Source organism: Rossellomorea sp. NPDC077527, from assembly GCF_044542955.1.
Taxonomy (GTDB): domain Bacteria; phylum Bacillota; class Bacilli; order Bacillales; family Bacillaceae_B; genus Rossellomorea; species Rossellomorea aquimaris_E.
Window position 1 is genome coordinate 974,855 of record NZ_JBITVL010000001.1, and the last position, 13,466, is coordinate 988,320.

Below are 13,466 nucleotides of genomic sequence, written 5' to 3' on the forward strand. Positions count from 1 at the left end.
GCCGTATTTCGAGAGGGAAAGTAGAGGTGATAATCATGAAGCCGTTTACAGAACGAACGGTAAAAATCATAAAGATGATTCCTCCCGGGAAGGTCATGACGTATGGACAAATCGCTGCGCTTGCGGGCAGTCCAAGGGCGGCAAGGCAGGTCGTACGGATCCTCCATTCTATGAGTGAGAAGTACAGCCTCCCGTGGCACAGAGTTCTGAATAGTAAAGGGGAAATTGGTTTTCGAGATGAAGAGCAAATGATGACTCAAAGGCTATCACTGGAAGCGGAAGGGGTTCATTTTATTGGCCATAATCGGGTTGAGCTGGGGGAGTATCAGGTCAAAGAGGTGAACTTCATGGCCTCGAATGTCAATAAAGAATAGTCAGAATCAGGACACAAATAGCACCAATGCCCATGAATCCAAAAAGAACATATCCGATGATCCGGATCCCAAGTGGAAGACTTCCCAATTCGGGTTTGTTCATGGGAGCCCCTTCAATTTTTGACATATGATCGGTCACATCATTAAACGGTTCTTTAGAGTGAGTCATTGTATCCCTCCTGTTTCGATTTTACTATAAAAAGGTAACCTTATTTTAGGTTACCTTTTTACATTTAATGCAGTTGGCCATTCTTCATTTTTTTGAGCCATCTTCTTTGCTTGCTACCGATGACCCAATACGCTGCAAAACCAAATCCGGCAAGTCCAAAGCTTCCTTGCCAGAAAAGCTCCATGTCCATTGTCAACCCGGCAAATCCACCAAAGCTTCCTGCCAGTAGGAGAATGAATGCCTGCTTCTTTTGATTCTCATACATCTTAAAATGAAACTCATTTTGTTGATGATGATCTTTTTGCTCCAGTGCCTTTTCCGGGATATCCAACAGCTGTCGTACCTTCTGGACAGTCTGAAAGAGGGGTTGGGCCCCAACCCATTTCATGAGGAGATCCCATTTGTTCGTGTTACTGTCCTTCACCCATTCCAGGAAGGCAGGCTTGACGACATCAAGGGTTTCTTCATCCGGACTCAGTGTATGAACAAGTCCTTCGATGGTGGCAAATGAACGACCCAGAAAGATAAATCGGGTGGGCACCTGCACAGGAAGTGACTTCACCATATCGTTGATTTCCTTTTTTACTGAAATCAAATCCATTTGTTTGAACTGCTCCATATCGAGGGTGATAAACTCCTTCAGTACAGGCTCGATCGTTTTCGGACTTGCGTCGGGAAGCAGGAAACCAAGTTGAGCAAGTGCCTCTGATGCTTTTCGGAAATTTTTTAGAAGGACTCCTTCAAGAAGATGCTGAAAATGTGTGGAATCCCTTTTCGAAATTTCCCCGATCATTCCGTAATCCAGGAGAACGAAAGTCCCATCAGGTTGGAGGAGAATATTTCCGGCATGAGGATCGGCATGAAAGATCCCCGGCTCGAGCCATTGCGGGAGGAAGAGACGGAATAAATCTTGCGCCAGCTTCTTCCCGTCTAATCCATATACCCCTATCGCTTCTCTATCATTTAAACGGACACCATCAATCCACTCCATTACCAGCACCTTGTCTGTGCATAGCTCAGAGTACATAGAGGGGATTTTTACATTGGAATGTTCTTTAAACCGCTGTTTAAATGAGATGGCGGTATTCATTTCCTTGGAGAAGTCGAGCTCCTGTTCGATGACCAGTTTCAATTCCTTATAAAGCATTTTAAAATCAATGAACCCTTTCGGCATGGGAGCAAAATGTCGGGCAAACCAGATGATGATGGAGAGTGTACGAAAATCCGTCTTGACTAGTGAAGGGATCTCTGGCCTTTGAACTTTGATGGCCGCTTGTGTTCCATCAAGAAGGGTCGCTTTATACACTTCCCCGATGGAAGCTGAAGCAACGGCTTCATGGTCAATTCCCTGTACCTTGGAAGAAATGGAGCTTCCCCATTCTCGTTCAAGAACACTCTCGATTTCTTTCCACGGTGAAGGAGGGACGTGATCGACCAGATCCTGAATTTGACTGATAAACCCTTTCGGAAGCAGGTCCTCGCGTATACTCAACAATTGTCCAACCTTTATCAACACTCCATTTAATTCGAAAAGTGTTTCTTTAAATTCTTTTCCGATACGTTCCCAAAGTTTATCTTTTTCCCATTGGGACTTACCGCGCAATCGGTACCAATAGACCCTTACGACAATTGACAAGGCCAAAGATAATACCTTCCACATTCTCCAAAGCTTGTTCTCTGATTTCATGGTTTCATCCCCCGTAAACGGAAACTGTTTTTTCTCTATTATGTAATACGAGTGGGAAATAAGAAAGTTTCGGTTTTAGGTATGATCTGAACATGAGGGATATTTAATAGAGAAATGTACTCCATTATTAGGATGTTTAGATGGATGAAATGAGGGGGAGAGAAGAAAGATTGGGGACCGTTGCTACGATCATACCTTCAGATGCTGAACTATGGAGGAACTCCTTACACAAGACTATTTTGACACCTTTGTGAACGGAATGAATGCCTATTGTATTCCGGGTGGGGAAGAGGTATATTATAGGTGTAAAGTAAATGTGAAATGATTCACAATCATCCATTCTTCACTTAAGCTGAATTCTTCATTTCGTCATGATATGTGAATAATTTCACAAAAAAACAACCGTAAGGAGATGATCCATCATGAAATGGTGGGAAAATCAAAAGGTGAGCGTTGTTTGGACGATGATGAGAATTTGGTTGGGTGTACAGTGGCTGGAGGCAGGTTGGCATAAAGTGAATGGTGACTTTGATGCGAGTGGTTTTCTGCAAGGGGCATTGACCAAAGCGACAGGAGATCATCCAGCCGTTCAAGGCTGGTACGCTGAATTCCTGAATGGGGTTGCCCTACCGAATGTAGAACTGTTCAATGTTCTGATTCCTTGGGGAGAGATTATGGTGGGAATCGGATTGATTGTTGGATTTATGACCATACCGGCGCTGATTGCAGGAGCATTCATGAACTTAAACTTTTTACTCGCGGGAACCGTCAGCACGAATCCAATTCTATACACAGCAGCGATCATCCTTCTGTTTGCAGGAAGAGGGGCATATTGTTGGGGGGCTGATCACTGGATGATTCCTTATATGAAACAGATGTTCAACCATCATGAAAAGAAGCAAAAAAAGCCGATTGTGGTTTGAAAAAAGGGACCCGAGCTGTCACAGCTGGGGTCCCTATTCTTGAATTTCCTCAAAACCTAACTTTTTTTAACGAACGGGAAAGTACTATTGGTTTTTCTTTACTCTTGCACGCTGGTTTGCAGCGTTTGCCCGAGCCTGTGCTTCCATATCTGCCTGATCGGCAAGTTCACGAGAGAACTCTTCATCAACACCATCAGATTTGAGCTGAGCGGGTGTTTGTGGCAGGCTGTTTTTGTTTCCTCTTTTGCTATGGCCGCGTGATCTTCCCAATATCAACATCCCCTTTTGGTTAAAAAATAAAGGTACAGGCTCACGGCCTGTACCTTTATCTTTCTTCAAAGTCAGGATTTTTAGTTAGGTAATAATTGACTATCTGTGGGCTTTTGAACTGAAGCCACCGGCACGGTCAGCTGCTTTGAACTCCCTGGAGTACGTTACTTCCTGTGCGCTTGATAGAACTGACTTGTTTTTGTCTTTCTTCTTCTTATTATCCATTCCTATGTACATCCCTTCTTTTCAAGATTAGTATCATTTTTGCCTTGAAAAGGAGGGGGCATACCTTCATTTAATGATAAATATCTTTCAGGGCACCCTTTAATTCTGGATATTGAAACTTGAATCCATTTTCTAAAAGGACGTTTGGCAGCACTTTTTGCCCTTCTAACACAAGGGAGCTCATTTCCCCCATCGCTACTTTTAACGCGAGTGAAGGGACTGGTATCCAGTGGGGACGTCCCATAACGGAACCTAGTGTCTTACCGAATTCTTTCATGGTGACGGGGGATGGTGCAGTGACATTTACCGGGCCCGCAATCCCATCCGTATCGGCCACAAAATGTACGGCTCGTGCGATATCTTTAATATGGATCCACGACATCCATTGTTCACCTGAACCGACCGTCCCACCGACGAACATTTTATAGGGGAGTGCGATACGTGGAAGAGCACCTTCGTCCTTGCCAAGAATGATGCCGAATCTCGTATAGGCCACTCGTATACCGAGTTGTGTGGCCTTGGCTGCTTCCTTTTCCCAAATCTGCACGGTTTCCCCGAGGAAATTATCTGCAGTCTCCGTTGAGGTTTCTGTATACGTATCACTCTTAGAAGAAGGGTAATAGCCGATTGCGCTGGCATTGATAAGGCATGCCGGTTTTTCATTCAGTGCCTTAATGATATTGATCACTTCTTGAGTGGAATGGATCCGACTATTGATGATGCGTTTCTTACGCTCGTCTGTCCATCGTCCACTGTTAATGGATTCACCAGCAAGATTGATAAATGCATGTATCCCTTCAAGCGTCTCTTCTGGTCTTGCGCCATCGGAAAGCCATTTCACATATGTCACACCTGGGCGTGCTTCGTATTTATCAGGATTACGTGTAAGAATCATGATTTCATGTTGATGTGAGAGAAGTTCCTCTGTCAGCGCATTGCCGACAAAACCTGTTCCACCAGTAATGGCAATCTTCATCTTCATCCCTCCAGTAATACTTATTATTTTACCTATCTTCAGAATAAAAAACATATGTTGAATGTGTTACGATTATGGTGAGGTGGAAAAAATGGGGAAGATTACGAAAATCACGAAACAAGTGAAAAACGATGAGCGTTATAATTTATTTATAGATGGAAAATATGCCTTCAGCGTCGATGAAGCTGTTCTTGCCAGATTTCAGCTGAGAAAAGGACTGGATGTGGATGAACTTGAAATTTCTGAAATCCAGTATGAAGACGACGTGAAAAAAACATTTAACAAAGCGATTCAGTACCTTGCCTACCGGATGAGGACGGAGAAAGAAATCCGTGATCACTTGCAGGAAGGGGACCCTGAGGATGGAATCATCCAGGAAGTGGTCCATAAATTGAATGAAATCAAATACATCAATGATTTGGAATTCGCACATGCATTTGTCGGTACTCAGATGAATACATCTGACAAGGGACCGACTTGGATACGGGGCGAATTAAGAAGGAAAGGGGTAGGGGACTCCCATATTGAAGAAGCGCTCGCTGCTTTTACACTGGAGAAGCAAGTGGATAAAGCAGTCGCATTAACAGAGAAGCTCCTCCATAAGTATCGAAAAGACTCCAGGATGATTGCAAAGCAAAAAATTGAGCAGAACATGATGAGGAAAGGGTACCCCGGGCCTGTCATGAAAATCGTATGGGAAACGGTCGAATCCGACAGGGATGACGATGAGAGATGGACAGCCGTTTATCATCAGGGATTGAAGGCTCACAGAAAGCTTAGTTCAAAGTATGACGGATATGAATATGAACAAAAGATGAAACAAACGTTGTATCGGAAAGGATTTTCCATGGAGGATATCGAAAGGCTATTAGTAGAATTAAGAGAAAATGAAGAATGAAGGAAAGAATTTTACAATTCAGCCCTCGTCATACGACGAGGGCTGTTTGATTATTTTTTTGATTCAATGACGATTTCATCTTTTTCAGGATAGTCATTCATGATCAGCTCTGCCACTTCTTTAGGGGAGCGGAGTCGTGAAGGGTCACTGATATGGTCGCTATTGTCCCAGAATGGAGTGTTCATTCCGCCCATATAGGCATTAACGATTCTGAGGTCAGTGTCTTCATATTCTTTTTGGAGACTTTCTCCAAATCCTCTGAGAGCGAATTTACTTGCGACATAGAGTGATTCATTTTTCTTTCCTCTAAGTCCGGCTGTAGAGATGATGTTCAGAATGGTGCTGTGTTGATCAAGAAGAGGCAGTAGGGCCTTCGTTAACCGGATCGGCCCAAGTGCATTGGTTTCGAACATGCTTACTAATTCATCGTCATTCGAATCTTTAAACGGACCGAAATAGCCTACACCTGCGTTATGTATGAGGAGCTGAATGCTGTGATTTGAAAAATGGTCATGCAGCTTTTCGATGTCATCATTTGAACGGATATCCAGTGTGGCAAATGAGGCTTCTCCGCCAATACTTTCAATTTCAGCCACTGCTTGTTTTAAAGTATCTTCGGTTCTTCCGAGCAAGAAGATATGAAATCCTTGTTCGCTTAGGAGTTTGCCTAATTCTTTACCGAGGCCAGAGCCTCCGCCTGTGATGATGGCTGTTTTCATGTTGATTCATCCTTTCTTGTGGGTGTCGGGTCTAATCAAAGCCCCTGCGCTTTTCTTTGTCTAGCTCCAGCGGCTAGTCCCTCGAGGTCATAAGCCATGATGGCCAAAAAGGCAAAGAACGCCTTTCCGGCCATCCCGTCTTATGCTTGTCGGGCCTGACCAGCCGCTTCCGCTTTTCTACTTGTCCAGCTCCGGGGCTTAGAGGCTCGAGGTCATAAGTCAAGTAAACCAAAAAGGCAAAGAGCGCCTTTCCGGTTTACTCGTCTTATGCTTGTCGCCTCTGGGCAAAGCCCCTGCGCTTTTCTACTTGTCCAGCTCCAGCGGCTAGTCCCTCGAGGTCATAAGCCATGATGGCCAAAAAGGCAAAGAACGCCTTTCCGGCCATCCCGTCTTATGCTTGTCGGGCCTGACCAGCCGCTTCCGCTTTACTACTTGTCCAGCTCCGGGGCTTAGAGGCTCGAGGTCATAAGTCAAGTAAACCAAAAAGACAAAGAGCGCCTTTCCGGTTTACTCGTCTTATGCTTGTCGCCTCTGGGCAAAGCCCCTGCGCTTTTCTTATTGTATCATTTTCTCTATACTACTATTAGTAGAGGTGATGAGAATGGAACAAGAGAGAAGATATAGTGAGATGACGGAGCATGAGTTGAAGCAGGAGATTGCTTCGTTGAAGGAGAAGGCAAGGAAGGCTGAGCAGCTGGGGATTGTGAATGAGTTTGCCGTATTGGAGCGTAAAGCCCTTATGGCACAGGCTTACCTCATGAATCCTGATGCGTACAAGCCTGGCGGTATTTATGCGATTGAGGGTGATCCGGGTACATATTTCAAAGTGGATTACTTGAACGGTGTATTCGCTTGGGGATACCGCCTTGGTGGAGACGGTAAAGAAGAAGCCCTTCCGATTTCCCTTTTGGCAGGGGAAAAGAAATAGGGAAGAGGTCCGTCAAGAGGGACGGACCTCTGTAGGTCTAGGAACGCTTACGTGTCTGGTTCTCTAGAATGATTAAGTCTTGAGTTTGTGTCGTTTGTCCATTAGCCTGTGAATGGGCATGCTTCGGATTGTAGAATGCCTTGTTAAATGGACTGCTGTACTTGTTGCGGTAGAAGTTGTTTTTCATGTTTGCCATCGTGACTACCCCCTAATCAAAATGTCACTTTCTTAAAGTGAGTCGTGATCTCTTTGTCCAGAAGATTTCATACGTTCTTGTGGATGGGTATTGATGGTGCCGTTGGCCCTTTTAGATGCATATTCCGCCTTTGCTCGCGGTTCACCTTCGAATTTGTTGTTGTTCATGTTGGGGAACCCTGTCGATTTATTTCGCATAATGTGCCTCCTAAAAGGTGAAATGTACTGACTTATACCGTGAAGAAGCAAAGATTCAAACTAAGCTTAACCACGTATCTTTAGTATGGGTGAAATGGTCGACATTATCATGAATGTACGAACTAAATATATGGAAAAGGAGGAGACAATATGGAGTCAACATTCCACGAATTAACACAATTGTTAATGGAAAAAAATCAAAAGCTTTCCTATGAAAAAGCGAGGACCTGGATCGAACTCGTATGGGAGGATTTCGAAGCGACATATGCTAAAGCAGGTTATGACTATAAAGGAAAAGTCGTAACGGAGAAAGTCGTTCGACAGTGGGTCAATACATATGGTGAACAGATCCATGAGTTTGCTGCCCAAAACCCTAAATACAAGCATCTCATCGATGATAGAGACGACAATCAGGTGCATTGATGGAAAAAAATGAGGGACGTACCTTTAAAGGTCCGTCCCTCATTGCTTTAATCAATTAAAATGTCGATGTCGACTTTTGAGCGTAGTTTTTCTTCGCTGAACACCCAGCCTGTGTAGGAACTGACGATGTTCAGGTCTTTGTCCAGCTGCACCAGCGCGACGAAAGGATAGTGTCCATTGTTGCGATAACGGAGATCGATGAAGCGGACTTCATAATGGTCATCGTACTCATCCACTTCCCAGCGGTAAACCGGGGAAAAGGAGAGAAAAGCGGCCAGGTTTCTATCTTTTTGGGCGGCGCGGATGACGGGATTTTCCGGTATCGCCACGCGTTCGAATTTATCAAAAATCGTAATCGACCTTCTATAAGCCCTTGCCACGTAATAATGTTCTTTGGTGACGACGGCCAGGCGCCATTGGAAGAATCGGATCGTAGGGGAGACAATAATTTTTTCCGCTTTCGGGATTCTTCTCTTCACTGCATTTTTCACCGCTTTTTGTACTTGGAATCTCAGTACATAGTAGGCAAAAATGACAAGGTACATGACCAAAAAAGTTTTTCCTGGAGGCAGTCCGATTCCCCAAAGGATCAATCCGACAATATGAATCCCGAAAATAACCGGATCAAATGTGTTGATGACCCCTAATGCGACCCATTTCGACGATATTGGACGAATTGCCTGTGTCCCGTAAGCGTTGAAAATGTCGACAAATACATGAAGGAATACGGCCACAAATGTCCAAATCCATAAATGAAGCAGGTCTGCCCCAGGGAAAAACGGATAAAGACAAGCAACGATCAAAAGCGGCCAAAGTATAACCGCGGGAATGCTATGTGTAATTCCACGATGGTGGCGTATATAAACGGCATTATTACGTAATTTCAAAACGGTATCAATGTCAGGTATTTGAGAGCCGATGACAGCTGCAACCAACACGCTTTGAGAAGTGGCCGCACTTTCGGCAACAACGGGATCCAATGTAGCCAATCCCCCGAGAGCGAAGCCCATGACGATATGAGTGCCTGTATCCAAAAAAAAGTCCTCCCTTGGCTCGCAATTTCTAAGATTTGTTTATGACTTGTCATTGGTGATCATGATATGGTTAAAAGGAGATCATTACAAATGAAAAACACCTTGCACATTTATATGGAATACGAAATAAAGCAGAATCTACAGTCTCGATATAAGCAAATTATGACCAGTATCGCAGAGACATTACCACAATATGATGCTTTCAATGTCCATTGGGAGAAAGCCGGAGACGAATCGAATCGCTACATTGAAACCTTTGTGGTTCCAACTGAATCCCATTTTCATGTGTTAAAACGTTTACGGATGTCCCGTCATCATTTATTATTTGGATTATTGGACGAATGTATTTGTGGTGGATTGCAAGAAATAAACCTTTTATGCCTAAAAACAGGTCGCTAATTAATTATTCCCTATTCAATGTAACATTTAACATCCTGGAGGTACAAAATTGATAGAAGAACCATTGAAACATTTACAGACCATCAACCGTGAGGAATTTCAGAAAGATTTAATTTCATGGTTTTCGAGAGAACAGCGTGACTTGCCGTGGAGGAAGGATCAGGACCCTTACAAAGTGTGGGTGTCGGAAATCATGCTTCAGCAAACGAGGGTGGATACGGTCATACCTTATTTTAACCGATTCATAGAAAAGTTTCCTACCATAAATGCTCTTGCTTCTGCTGATGAAGAAGATGTCCTGAAAGCATGGGAAGGGCTTGGTTATTATTCCAGAGTCAGAAATTTGCAGACTGCCGTTAAAGAAGTAAATGAAAAGTACGAAGGGGTCGTCCCTGATACCCCTAAGGAAATTTCTTCTTTAAAAGGAGTGGGACCGTATACGGCGGGGGCGATTTTAAGTATTGCATACAGTAAACCGGAGCCTGCTGTAGATGGAAATGTGATGAGAGTCTTTTCACGCATTCTCTCCATTTGGCTTGATATCGCAAAGCCTTCTTCGAGAAAAGTGTTTGAAGAAGCGGTAAGGGACTTGATTTCCAAGGAAAATCCATCGTACTTCAACCAGGCATTGATGGAACTTGGTGCTTTGATTTGCACCCCGACATCACCTTCATGTCTTCTTTGTCCTGTGCGGGAACACTGCCAGGCTTTTGAAGAAGGAGTGCAAGCCGAACTTCCCGTTAAATCAAAGAAGAAATCTGCCCGCAAGCTCAATATGGCGGCTGCCGTGCTGTTCACTGAAGATGATCGGGTCGTGATTCATAAACGTCCATCTAAAGGGCTGCTCGCTAATTTATGGGAATTCCCTAATTTTGAAGTGGGGAATACTAGCAGTGGACGGAAGCAATTGCTTGATCTTATGGAAGAAGAATATGGAGTGGATTGCTCTGTCAAGGCTGGTGTTGTGACAAAGATACAGCACATATTCTCTCATATTGTTTGGGATATTGAAGTATATGTGGGATCAGTTGACAGTACTACCCTTGAAGGAACAGATCTTATGGCTGTTACCCATGAGGAAATGGAGAAGTATGCTTTCCCTGTCTCACACCAAAAAATCTGGAAGGAAACAGGAGAAGGAATATTACAGAAATAGAAGGAAGCAGCGCGGACGGCTGCTTCCTTCAGTCATGTACATTCAGTCGTAACTGATCTTTGTGCCATGAGTGTAATCAGCTTCTCCTCGCTTCAATCCACCCCGGTTTTCAATTTCTTCGACGATTTCCCGGTGAATAGATTGTCCTTCTGCGTTCAAATAGGGTACTATTTGTTGTAGTGAATGATGAAAGAAAGCAAGTTCGCTTTCTTTCCATTCATCTTTCGAGATCATTGAAAGCTCGGTCATATCTCTGCCTACATACATAACTCATTCCTCCAATTAACTGATATGTTCTTATTAGTTTGCTTGTTCAGGGTCTGTTTATGCCTTGGAGCAATTGGAAAATGAAATGGAAAGGATGAAGAATCATGAGTCAAAAAGTAGCATTAGTAACAGGAAGCAGCCGCGGTCTTGGACGGGAAATCGCCATCCAGCTGGCTGAAAAAGGATACGATATCGTCATCAACTATGCCAGAAGCAAAAAAGGTGCCCTTGAAACAGCTGAACAAGTTGAAAAACTTGGACAGAAAGCATTTGTTGTCCGTGCGAATGTCGGTGATGTGGATAAAATCAAATCCATGTTCGAACAGATCAAAGAAGAGTTCGGCCGTCTGGACGTATTGGTGAGCAACGCTGCCTCAGGAGTTTTGCGTCCTGTGATGGAACTTGAAGAATCTCATTGGGATTGGACGATGAACATCAACAGCAAGGCTCTATTGTTCTGTGCCCAGGAGGCGGCAAAATTAATGGATAACGGTGGACGCGTCGTGAGCATCAGCTCGTTGGGATCCATTCGCTATTTGGATAATTACACAACAGTGGGGGTGTCAAAGGCTGCAGTAGAAGCCCTTACGCGTTATCTTGCTGTTGAACTTGCACCAAAAGGCATCATTGTGAATGCAGTCTCAGGTGGGGCAATCGATACAGATGCTCTGAAGCACTTCCCTAACCGTGAAGAGCTGCTGGAAGATGCCCGCAGTAAAACACCTGCAGGACGCATGGTCGAAATAGATGACCTTGTGAAGTCGGTCATGTTCCTTGTTTCGGACGATTCTTCCATGATTAGAGGGCAAACCATCATCGTGGACGGTGGTCGTTCCCTGCTTGTTTAATGGAATGTTTTTCCTGAAATTGGTCGAATAGTGAAATCCACGCTTGGTTATCTTAATAAGCGTGGAGGTGATTACAATGGCAAAACAACCAAACAAAACTCAATCTGGTACAAGCGTTCAACACGTGAAACAACAAAACGCTCAAGCTGGAGCGACTAACCAACAATACGGTACTGAGTTCGCTTCAGAAACAACTGCTGCACAACAAGTGAAGCAACAAAACCAACAAGCAGAAGCTAACAAAGCGAAAGCTTCTGGTAAATACGGTCAACAACAATAATTGAATTGTTCTTGACGGAAAAAGCACCCATTTAAATGGGTGCTTTTTCGATTTTTGGGGGAGGATATGACCGGTTCAGCGGTAATTCTGTCTGAGAAAGCATGATAGGTTTTGAGAAAGTGCTCGATTGGAGGGGGAATATCTTTTTTGAAGAGGGGTTGGAGGGTTTATTGCGTCATTCTTTATAGGAATCGCGTCGTTTTTTTATTATTTGCGTCATTCTGAAAGGCAATTGCGTCATTTACGATGATAAATGCGTTTTTTAACATATATTGGAATCATCACCAACCCCACCACCTCTATCATTCACCTCGACAAAACTTTCCCCATTGTGACAGAAGTAGTCAAAGGGTTTGTGAACTGAAGGGAGAATGTGTTAGGAGAGCTTGTTTAGAGGAGTTGGTTGAAGTGATACAGCAGCGTTTTAATGAGTTGGTTACTGTGCAGTTGGAGACGATGGATAAGTTGTTATATCTTCAGTCCGAGATAGAGCGTTGCCAGGTGTTGGAGGAAGAATTGATCGAGCTTCAGGAGATGACAAAGGTAGAATCGATACAGAAGGAAATCCTCACTAAAAAGAGGGATCTCAAGGAAATCCAAAAAATCTTTCAAAAGCAAACCGATGAGGTGATTCGTTCTTATCAAAAGGAACAAAACGGAGTCACTACCTGAACATTAACAGGTGTTCTGAGGAGAACACCCCCAGTTACTATCAATTTCGGGCCATTCTTAAGGATATTTTCTTTAAGGGTAGCCCTTTTGTTTTAAATTTTCTGTGGAAACGTTATAATGATAAAATAGACAAGTATATAAAAGGGTAATTTTGAAACGAAAGAAGGGGGTACGATGGCGGTTCCCACTGAAGGAAAATCTGTACAAATACATAGCTTTAAGCATGACGGAAACATTCACCGAATCTGGAATGAGACGACTGTCCTGAAAGGGACGACGAATCAGATCATCGGTGGAAATGACCGGACGATGGTGACGGAGTCAGACGGAAGGACGTGGATGACCCGAGAACCGGCCATTTGTTATTTTCATTCGGAGCTATGGTTCAATATTATTTGTATGATTCGTGAGGACGGTATTTATTATTATTGTAATTTAAGCTCACCATTTGTATATGATCATGAGGCGATCAAGTATATCGATTACGACCTCGATATTAAAGTGTTTCCCGACATGACCTATACCTTGCTTGATGAAGATGAGTATGAAGCTCATCGAAAATTATACGGTTATCCGGATGTGATCGATCACATCCTAAAGCGGAATGTCGAAAAGCTTGTTCGCTGGATCCGACAAAGAAAAGGTCCGTTTGCCCCGGATTTTATCGATATTTGGTACGAGCGTTATCTGACGCATAGGGGATAACTGGACTTGAAAAATTGTATAAGTGTCAATGGGCTGACCTGGTAAGAAGCAACCTTCCCCTGATCGATTGTTAGGTCTTTATGGAGGAGACGCACTTCTTTCTATACAGGGTCACCCCTT

General features: G+C 43.7%; 21 protein-coding genes. 11 read left to right on the plus strand and 10 right to left on the minus strand.

Features of this window, described 5'->3' with window-relative positions; translation table 11 throughout:
- The first annotated feature begins 35 nt into the window (after nt 1–35).
- Complete coding sequence (locus ACIGG7_RS04960) at nt 36–374, plus strand: MGMT family protein (RefSeq protein WP_224943334.1); 339 nt, start codon at nt 36–38, stop codon at nt 372–374.
- On the opposite strand, the gene ACIGG7_RS04965 is transcribed toward ACIGG7_RS04960, so the two are convergent.
- A complete protein-coding gene (locus tag ACIGG7_RS04965; RefSeq protein ID WP_224943337.1) occupies nt 361–543 on the minus strand; it encodes a hypothetical protein in 183 nt (60 codons plus the stop codon). The two genes, ACIGG7_RS04960 and ACIGG7_RS04965, sit on opposite strands and share 14 nt — an antisense overlap.
- Nucleotides 544–607: 64 nt before the next feature.
- On the minus strand, nt 608–2,230 hold the full coding sequence (locus ACIGG7_RS04970) for an ABC1 kinase family protein (protein WP_397549052.1): 1,623 nt from the start codon (nt 2,228–2,230) through the stop codon (nt 608–610).
- Nucleotides 2,231–2,652: 422 nt separating this feature from the next.
- Here ACIGG7_RS04970 and ACIGG7_RS04975 point away from each other — a divergent pair, with 422 nt between their 5' ends.
- The gene (locus tag ACIGG7_RS04975) at nt 2,653–3,153 is read left to right on the plus strand and encodes a DoxX family protein (RefSeq protein WP_397549053.1); all 501 of its coding nucleotides are present in this window, start codon (nt 2,653–2,655) and stop codon (nt 3,151–3,153) included.
- An 84-nt stretch (nt 3,154–3,237) separates the two neighbouring features.
- Here the strand turns inward: ACIGG7_RS04975 and ACIGG7_RS04980 are convergent, their stop codons facing one another.
- The 3 genes from ACIGG7_RS04980 to ACIGG7_RS04990 form a co-directional block, all read right to left on the minus strand.
- Nucleotides 3,238–3,423, minus strand: coding sequence for a YfhD family protein (locus ACIGG7_RS04980; RefSeq protein ID WP_060673389.1), 186 nt, complete (start codon nt 3,421–3,423; stop codon nt 3,238–3,240).
- Between the two features lie 99 nt (nt 3,424–3,522).
- On the minus strand, nt 3,523–3,648 hold the full coding sequence (locus ACIGG7_RS04985; RefSeq protein WP_079531092.1) for a YfhE family protein: 126 nt from the start codon (nt 3,646–3,648) through the stop codon (nt 3,523–3,525).
- A gap of 70 nt (nt 3,649–3,718) precedes the next feature.
- On the minus strand, nt 3,719–4,624 hold the full coding sequence (locus ACIGG7_RS04990) for a TIGR01777 family oxidoreductase (RefSeq protein WP_397549054.1): 906 nt from the start codon (nt 4,622–4,624) through the stop codon (nt 3,719–3,721).
- A gap of 91 nt (nt 4,625–4,715) precedes the next feature.
- Here ACIGG7_RS04990 and recX point away from each other — a divergent pair, with 91 nt between their 5' ends.
- Nucleotides 4,716–5,522, plus strand: coding sequence for a recombination regulator RecX (recX, locus tag ACIGG7_RS04995; protein ID WP_397549055.1), 807 nt, complete (start codon nt 4,716–4,718; stop codon nt 5,520–5,522).
- Nucleotides 5,523–5,572: 50 nt separating this feature from the next.
- On the opposite strand, the gene ACIGG7_RS05000 is transcribed toward recX, so the two are convergent.
- Nucleotides 5,573–6,241 carry an SDR family NAD(P)-dependent oxidoreductase gene (locus ACIGG7_RS05000; RefSeq protein WP_224943351.1) on the minus strand — a complete coding sequence of 223 codons (669 nt, stop codon included), beginning with the start codon at nt 6,239–6,241 and terminating at the stop codon, nt 5,573–5,575.
- Nucleotides 6,242–6,842: 601 nt separating this feature from the next.
- Here ACIGG7_RS05000 and ACIGG7_RS05005 point away from each other — a divergent pair.
- Nucleotides 6,843–7,169 (plus strand): YfhH family protein, encoded by a 327-nt coding sequence (locus tag ACIGG7_RS05005; RefSeq protein ID WP_113970051.1) that lies wholly within the window; start codon nt 6,843–6,845, stop codon nt 7,167–7,169.
- A gap of 37 nt (nt 7,170–7,206) precedes the next feature.
- On the opposite strand, the gene ACIGG7_RS05010 is transcribed toward ACIGG7_RS05005, so the two are convergent.
- Together ACIGG7_RS05010 and ACIGG7_RS05015 are read right to left on the minus strand one after the other, a co-directional pair.
- Entirely contained in the window at nt 7,207–7,365 is a 159-nt protein-coding gene (locus ACIGG7_RS05010; RefSeq protein WP_082051311.1) for a YpzG family protein, read from the minus strand.
- Between the two features lie 32 nt (nt 7,366–7,397).
- Nucleotides 7,398–7,562: a small, acid-soluble spore protein K gene (locus ACIGG7_RS05015; RefSeq protein WP_034762570.1), complete on the minus strand. Its 165-nt coding sequence runs from the start codon at nt 7,560–7,562 to the stop codon at nt 7,398–7,400.
- Nucleotides 7,563–7,712: 150 nt separating this feature from the next.
- Between ACIGG7_RS05015 and ACIGG7_RS05020 the strand changes: the two genes are divergently transcribed.
- On the plus strand, nt 7,713–7,985 hold the full coding sequence (locus ACIGG7_RS05020; protein ID WP_397549056.1) for a YfhJ family protein: 273 nt from the start codon (nt 7,713–7,715) through the stop codon (nt 7,983–7,985).
- Nucleotides 7,986–8,032: 47 nt separating this feature from the next.
- Here ACIGG7_RS05020 and ACIGG7_RS05025 read toward each other — a convergent pair whose 3' ends face one another.
- On the minus strand, nt 8,033–9,019 hold the full coding sequence (locus ACIGG7_RS05025) for a metal-dependent hydrolase (protein ID WP_224943363.1): 987 nt from the start codon (nt 9,017–9,019) through the stop codon (nt 8,033–8,035).
- Between the two features lie 90 nt (nt 9,020–9,109).
- On the opposite strand from ACIGG7_RS05025, the gene ACIGG7_RS05030 reads away from it, so the two are divergent.
- Nucleotides 9,110–9,418: a hypothetical protein gene (locus ACIGG7_RS05030; RefSeq protein ID WP_224943365.1), complete on the plus strand. Its 309-nt coding sequence runs from the start codon at nt 9,110–9,112 to the stop codon at nt 9,416–9,418.
- A gap of 49 nt (nt 9,419–9,467) precedes the next feature.
- On the plus strand, nt 9,468–10,574 hold the full coding sequence (mutY, locus tag ACIGG7_RS05035; protein ID WP_397549057.1) for an A/G-specific adenine glycosylase: 1,107 nt from the start codon (nt 9,468–9,470) through the stop codon (nt 10,572–10,574).
- Nucleotides 10,575–10,616: 42 nt separating this feature from the next.
- Here the strand turns inward: mutY and ACIGG7_RS05040 are convergent, their stop codons facing one another.
- Entirely contained in the window at nt 10,617–10,841 is a 225-nt protein-coding gene (locus tag ACIGG7_RS05040) for a hypothetical protein (protein ID WP_224943371.1), read from the minus strand.
- A 104-nt stretch (nt 10,842–10,945) separates the two neighbouring features.
- Between ACIGG7_RS05040 and fabL the strand changes: the two genes are divergently transcribed.
- The 4 genes from fabL to ntdP all read left to right on the plus strand — a co-directional run bounded on the left by fabL (nt 10,946) and on the right by ntdP (nt 13,346).
- Complete coding sequence (gene fabL / locus ACIGG7_RS05045) at nt 10,946–11,689, plus strand: enoyl-[acyl-carrier-protein] reductase FabL (RefSeq protein ID WP_397549058.1); 744 nt, start codon at nt 10,946–10,948, stop codon at nt 11,687–11,689.
- 76 nt (nt 11,690–11,765) lie between these two features.
- Nucleotides 11,766–11,969 carry a gamma-type small acid-soluble spore protein gene (locus ACIGG7_RS05050; RefSeq protein ID WP_224943375.1) on the plus strand — a complete coding sequence of 68 codons (204 nt, stop codon included), beginning with the start codon at nt 11,766–11,768 and terminating at the stop codon, nt 11,967–11,969.
- A gap of 408 nt (nt 11,970–12,377) precedes the next feature.
- The gene (locus ACIGG7_RS05055) at nt 12,378–12,641 is read left to right on the plus strand and encodes a YgaB family protein (protein ID WP_224943377.1); all 264 of its coding nucleotides are present in this window, start codon (nt 12,378–12,380) and stop codon (nt 12,639–12,641) included.
- A 174-nt stretch (nt 12,642–12,815) separates the two neighbouring features.
- A complete protein-coding gene (ntdP, locus tag ACIGG7_RS05060; RefSeq protein ID WP_224943379.1) occupies nt 12,816–13,346 on the plus strand; it encodes a nucleoside tri-diphosphate phosphatase in 531 nt (176 codons plus the stop codon).
- Nucleotides 13,347–13,466: the final 120 nt, after the last annotated feature.

Excerpts from the sequence above, each read along its gene's own strand:
- ACIGG7_RS04960 (WP_224943334.1), top strand. The coding sequence starts at position 36 with ATGAAGCCGTTTACAGAACGAACGGTAAAAATCATAAAGATGATTCCT.
- ACIGG7_RS04965 (WP_224943337.1), bottom strand. The coding sequence starts at position 543 with ATGACTCACTCTAAAGAACCGTTTAATGATGTGACCGATCATATGTCA.
- ACIGG7_RS04970 (WP_397549052.1), bottom strand. The coding sequence starts at position 2,230 with ATGAAATCAGAGAACAAGCTTTGGAGAATGTGGAAGGTATTATCTTTG.
- ACIGG7_RS04975 (WP_397549053.1), top strand. The coding sequence starts at position 2,653 with ATGAAATGGTGGGAAAATCAAAAGGTGAGCGTTGTTTGGACGATGATG.
- ACIGG7_RS04985 (WP_079531092.1), bottom strand. The coding sequence starts at position 3,648 with ATGGATAATAAGAAGAAGAAAGACAAAAACAAGTCAGTTCTATCAAGC.
- ACIGG7_RS04990 (WP_397549054.1), bottom strand. The coding sequence starts at position 4,624 with ATGAAGATTGCCATTACTGGTGGAACAGGTTTTGTCGGCAATGCGCTG.
- recX (WP_397549055.1), top strand. The coding sequence starts at position 4,716 with ATGGGGAAGATTACGAAAATCACGAAACAAGTGAAAAACGATGAGCGT.
- ACIGG7_RS05000 (WP_224943351.1), bottom strand. The coding sequence starts at position 6,241 with ATGAAAACAGCCATCATCACAGGCGGAGGCTCTGGCCTCGGTAAAGAA.
- ACIGG7_RS05005 (WP_113970051.1), top strand. The coding sequence starts at position 6,843 with ATGGAACAAGAGAGAAGATATAGTGAGATGACGGAGCATGAGTTGAAG.
- ACIGG7_RS05010 (WP_082051311.1), bottom strand. The coding sequence starts at position 7,365 with ATGGCAAACATGAAAAACAACTTCTACCGCAACAAGTACAGCAGTCCA.
- ACIGG7_RS05015 (WP_034762570.1), bottom strand. The coding sequence starts at position 7,562 with ATGCGAAATAAATCGACAGGGTTCCCCAACATGAACAACAACAAATTC.
- ACIGG7_RS05020 (WP_397549056.1), top strand. The coding sequence starts at position 7,713 with ATGGAGTCAACATTCCACGAATTAACACAATTGTTAATGGAAAAAAAT.
- ACIGG7_RS05030 (WP_224943365.1), top strand. The coding sequence starts at position 9,110 with ATGAAAAACACCTTGCACATTTATATGGAATACGAAATAAAGCAGAAT.
- ACIGG7_RS05040 (WP_224943371.1), bottom strand. The coding sequence starts at position 10,841 with ATGTATGTAGGCAGAGATATGACCGAGCTTTCAATGATCTCGAAAGAT.
- fabL (WP_397549058.1), top strand. The coding sequence starts at position 10,946 with ATGAGTCAAAAAGTAGCATTAGTAACAGGAAGCAGCCGCGGTCTTGGA.
- ACIGG7_RS05050 (WP_224943375.1), top strand. The coding sequence starts at position 11,766 with ATGGCAAAACAACCAAACAAAACTCAATCTGGTACAAGCGTTCAACAC.
- ntdP (WP_224943379.1), top strand. The coding sequence starts at position 12,816 with ATGGCGGTTCCCACTGAAGGAAAATCTGTACAAATACATAGCTTTAAG.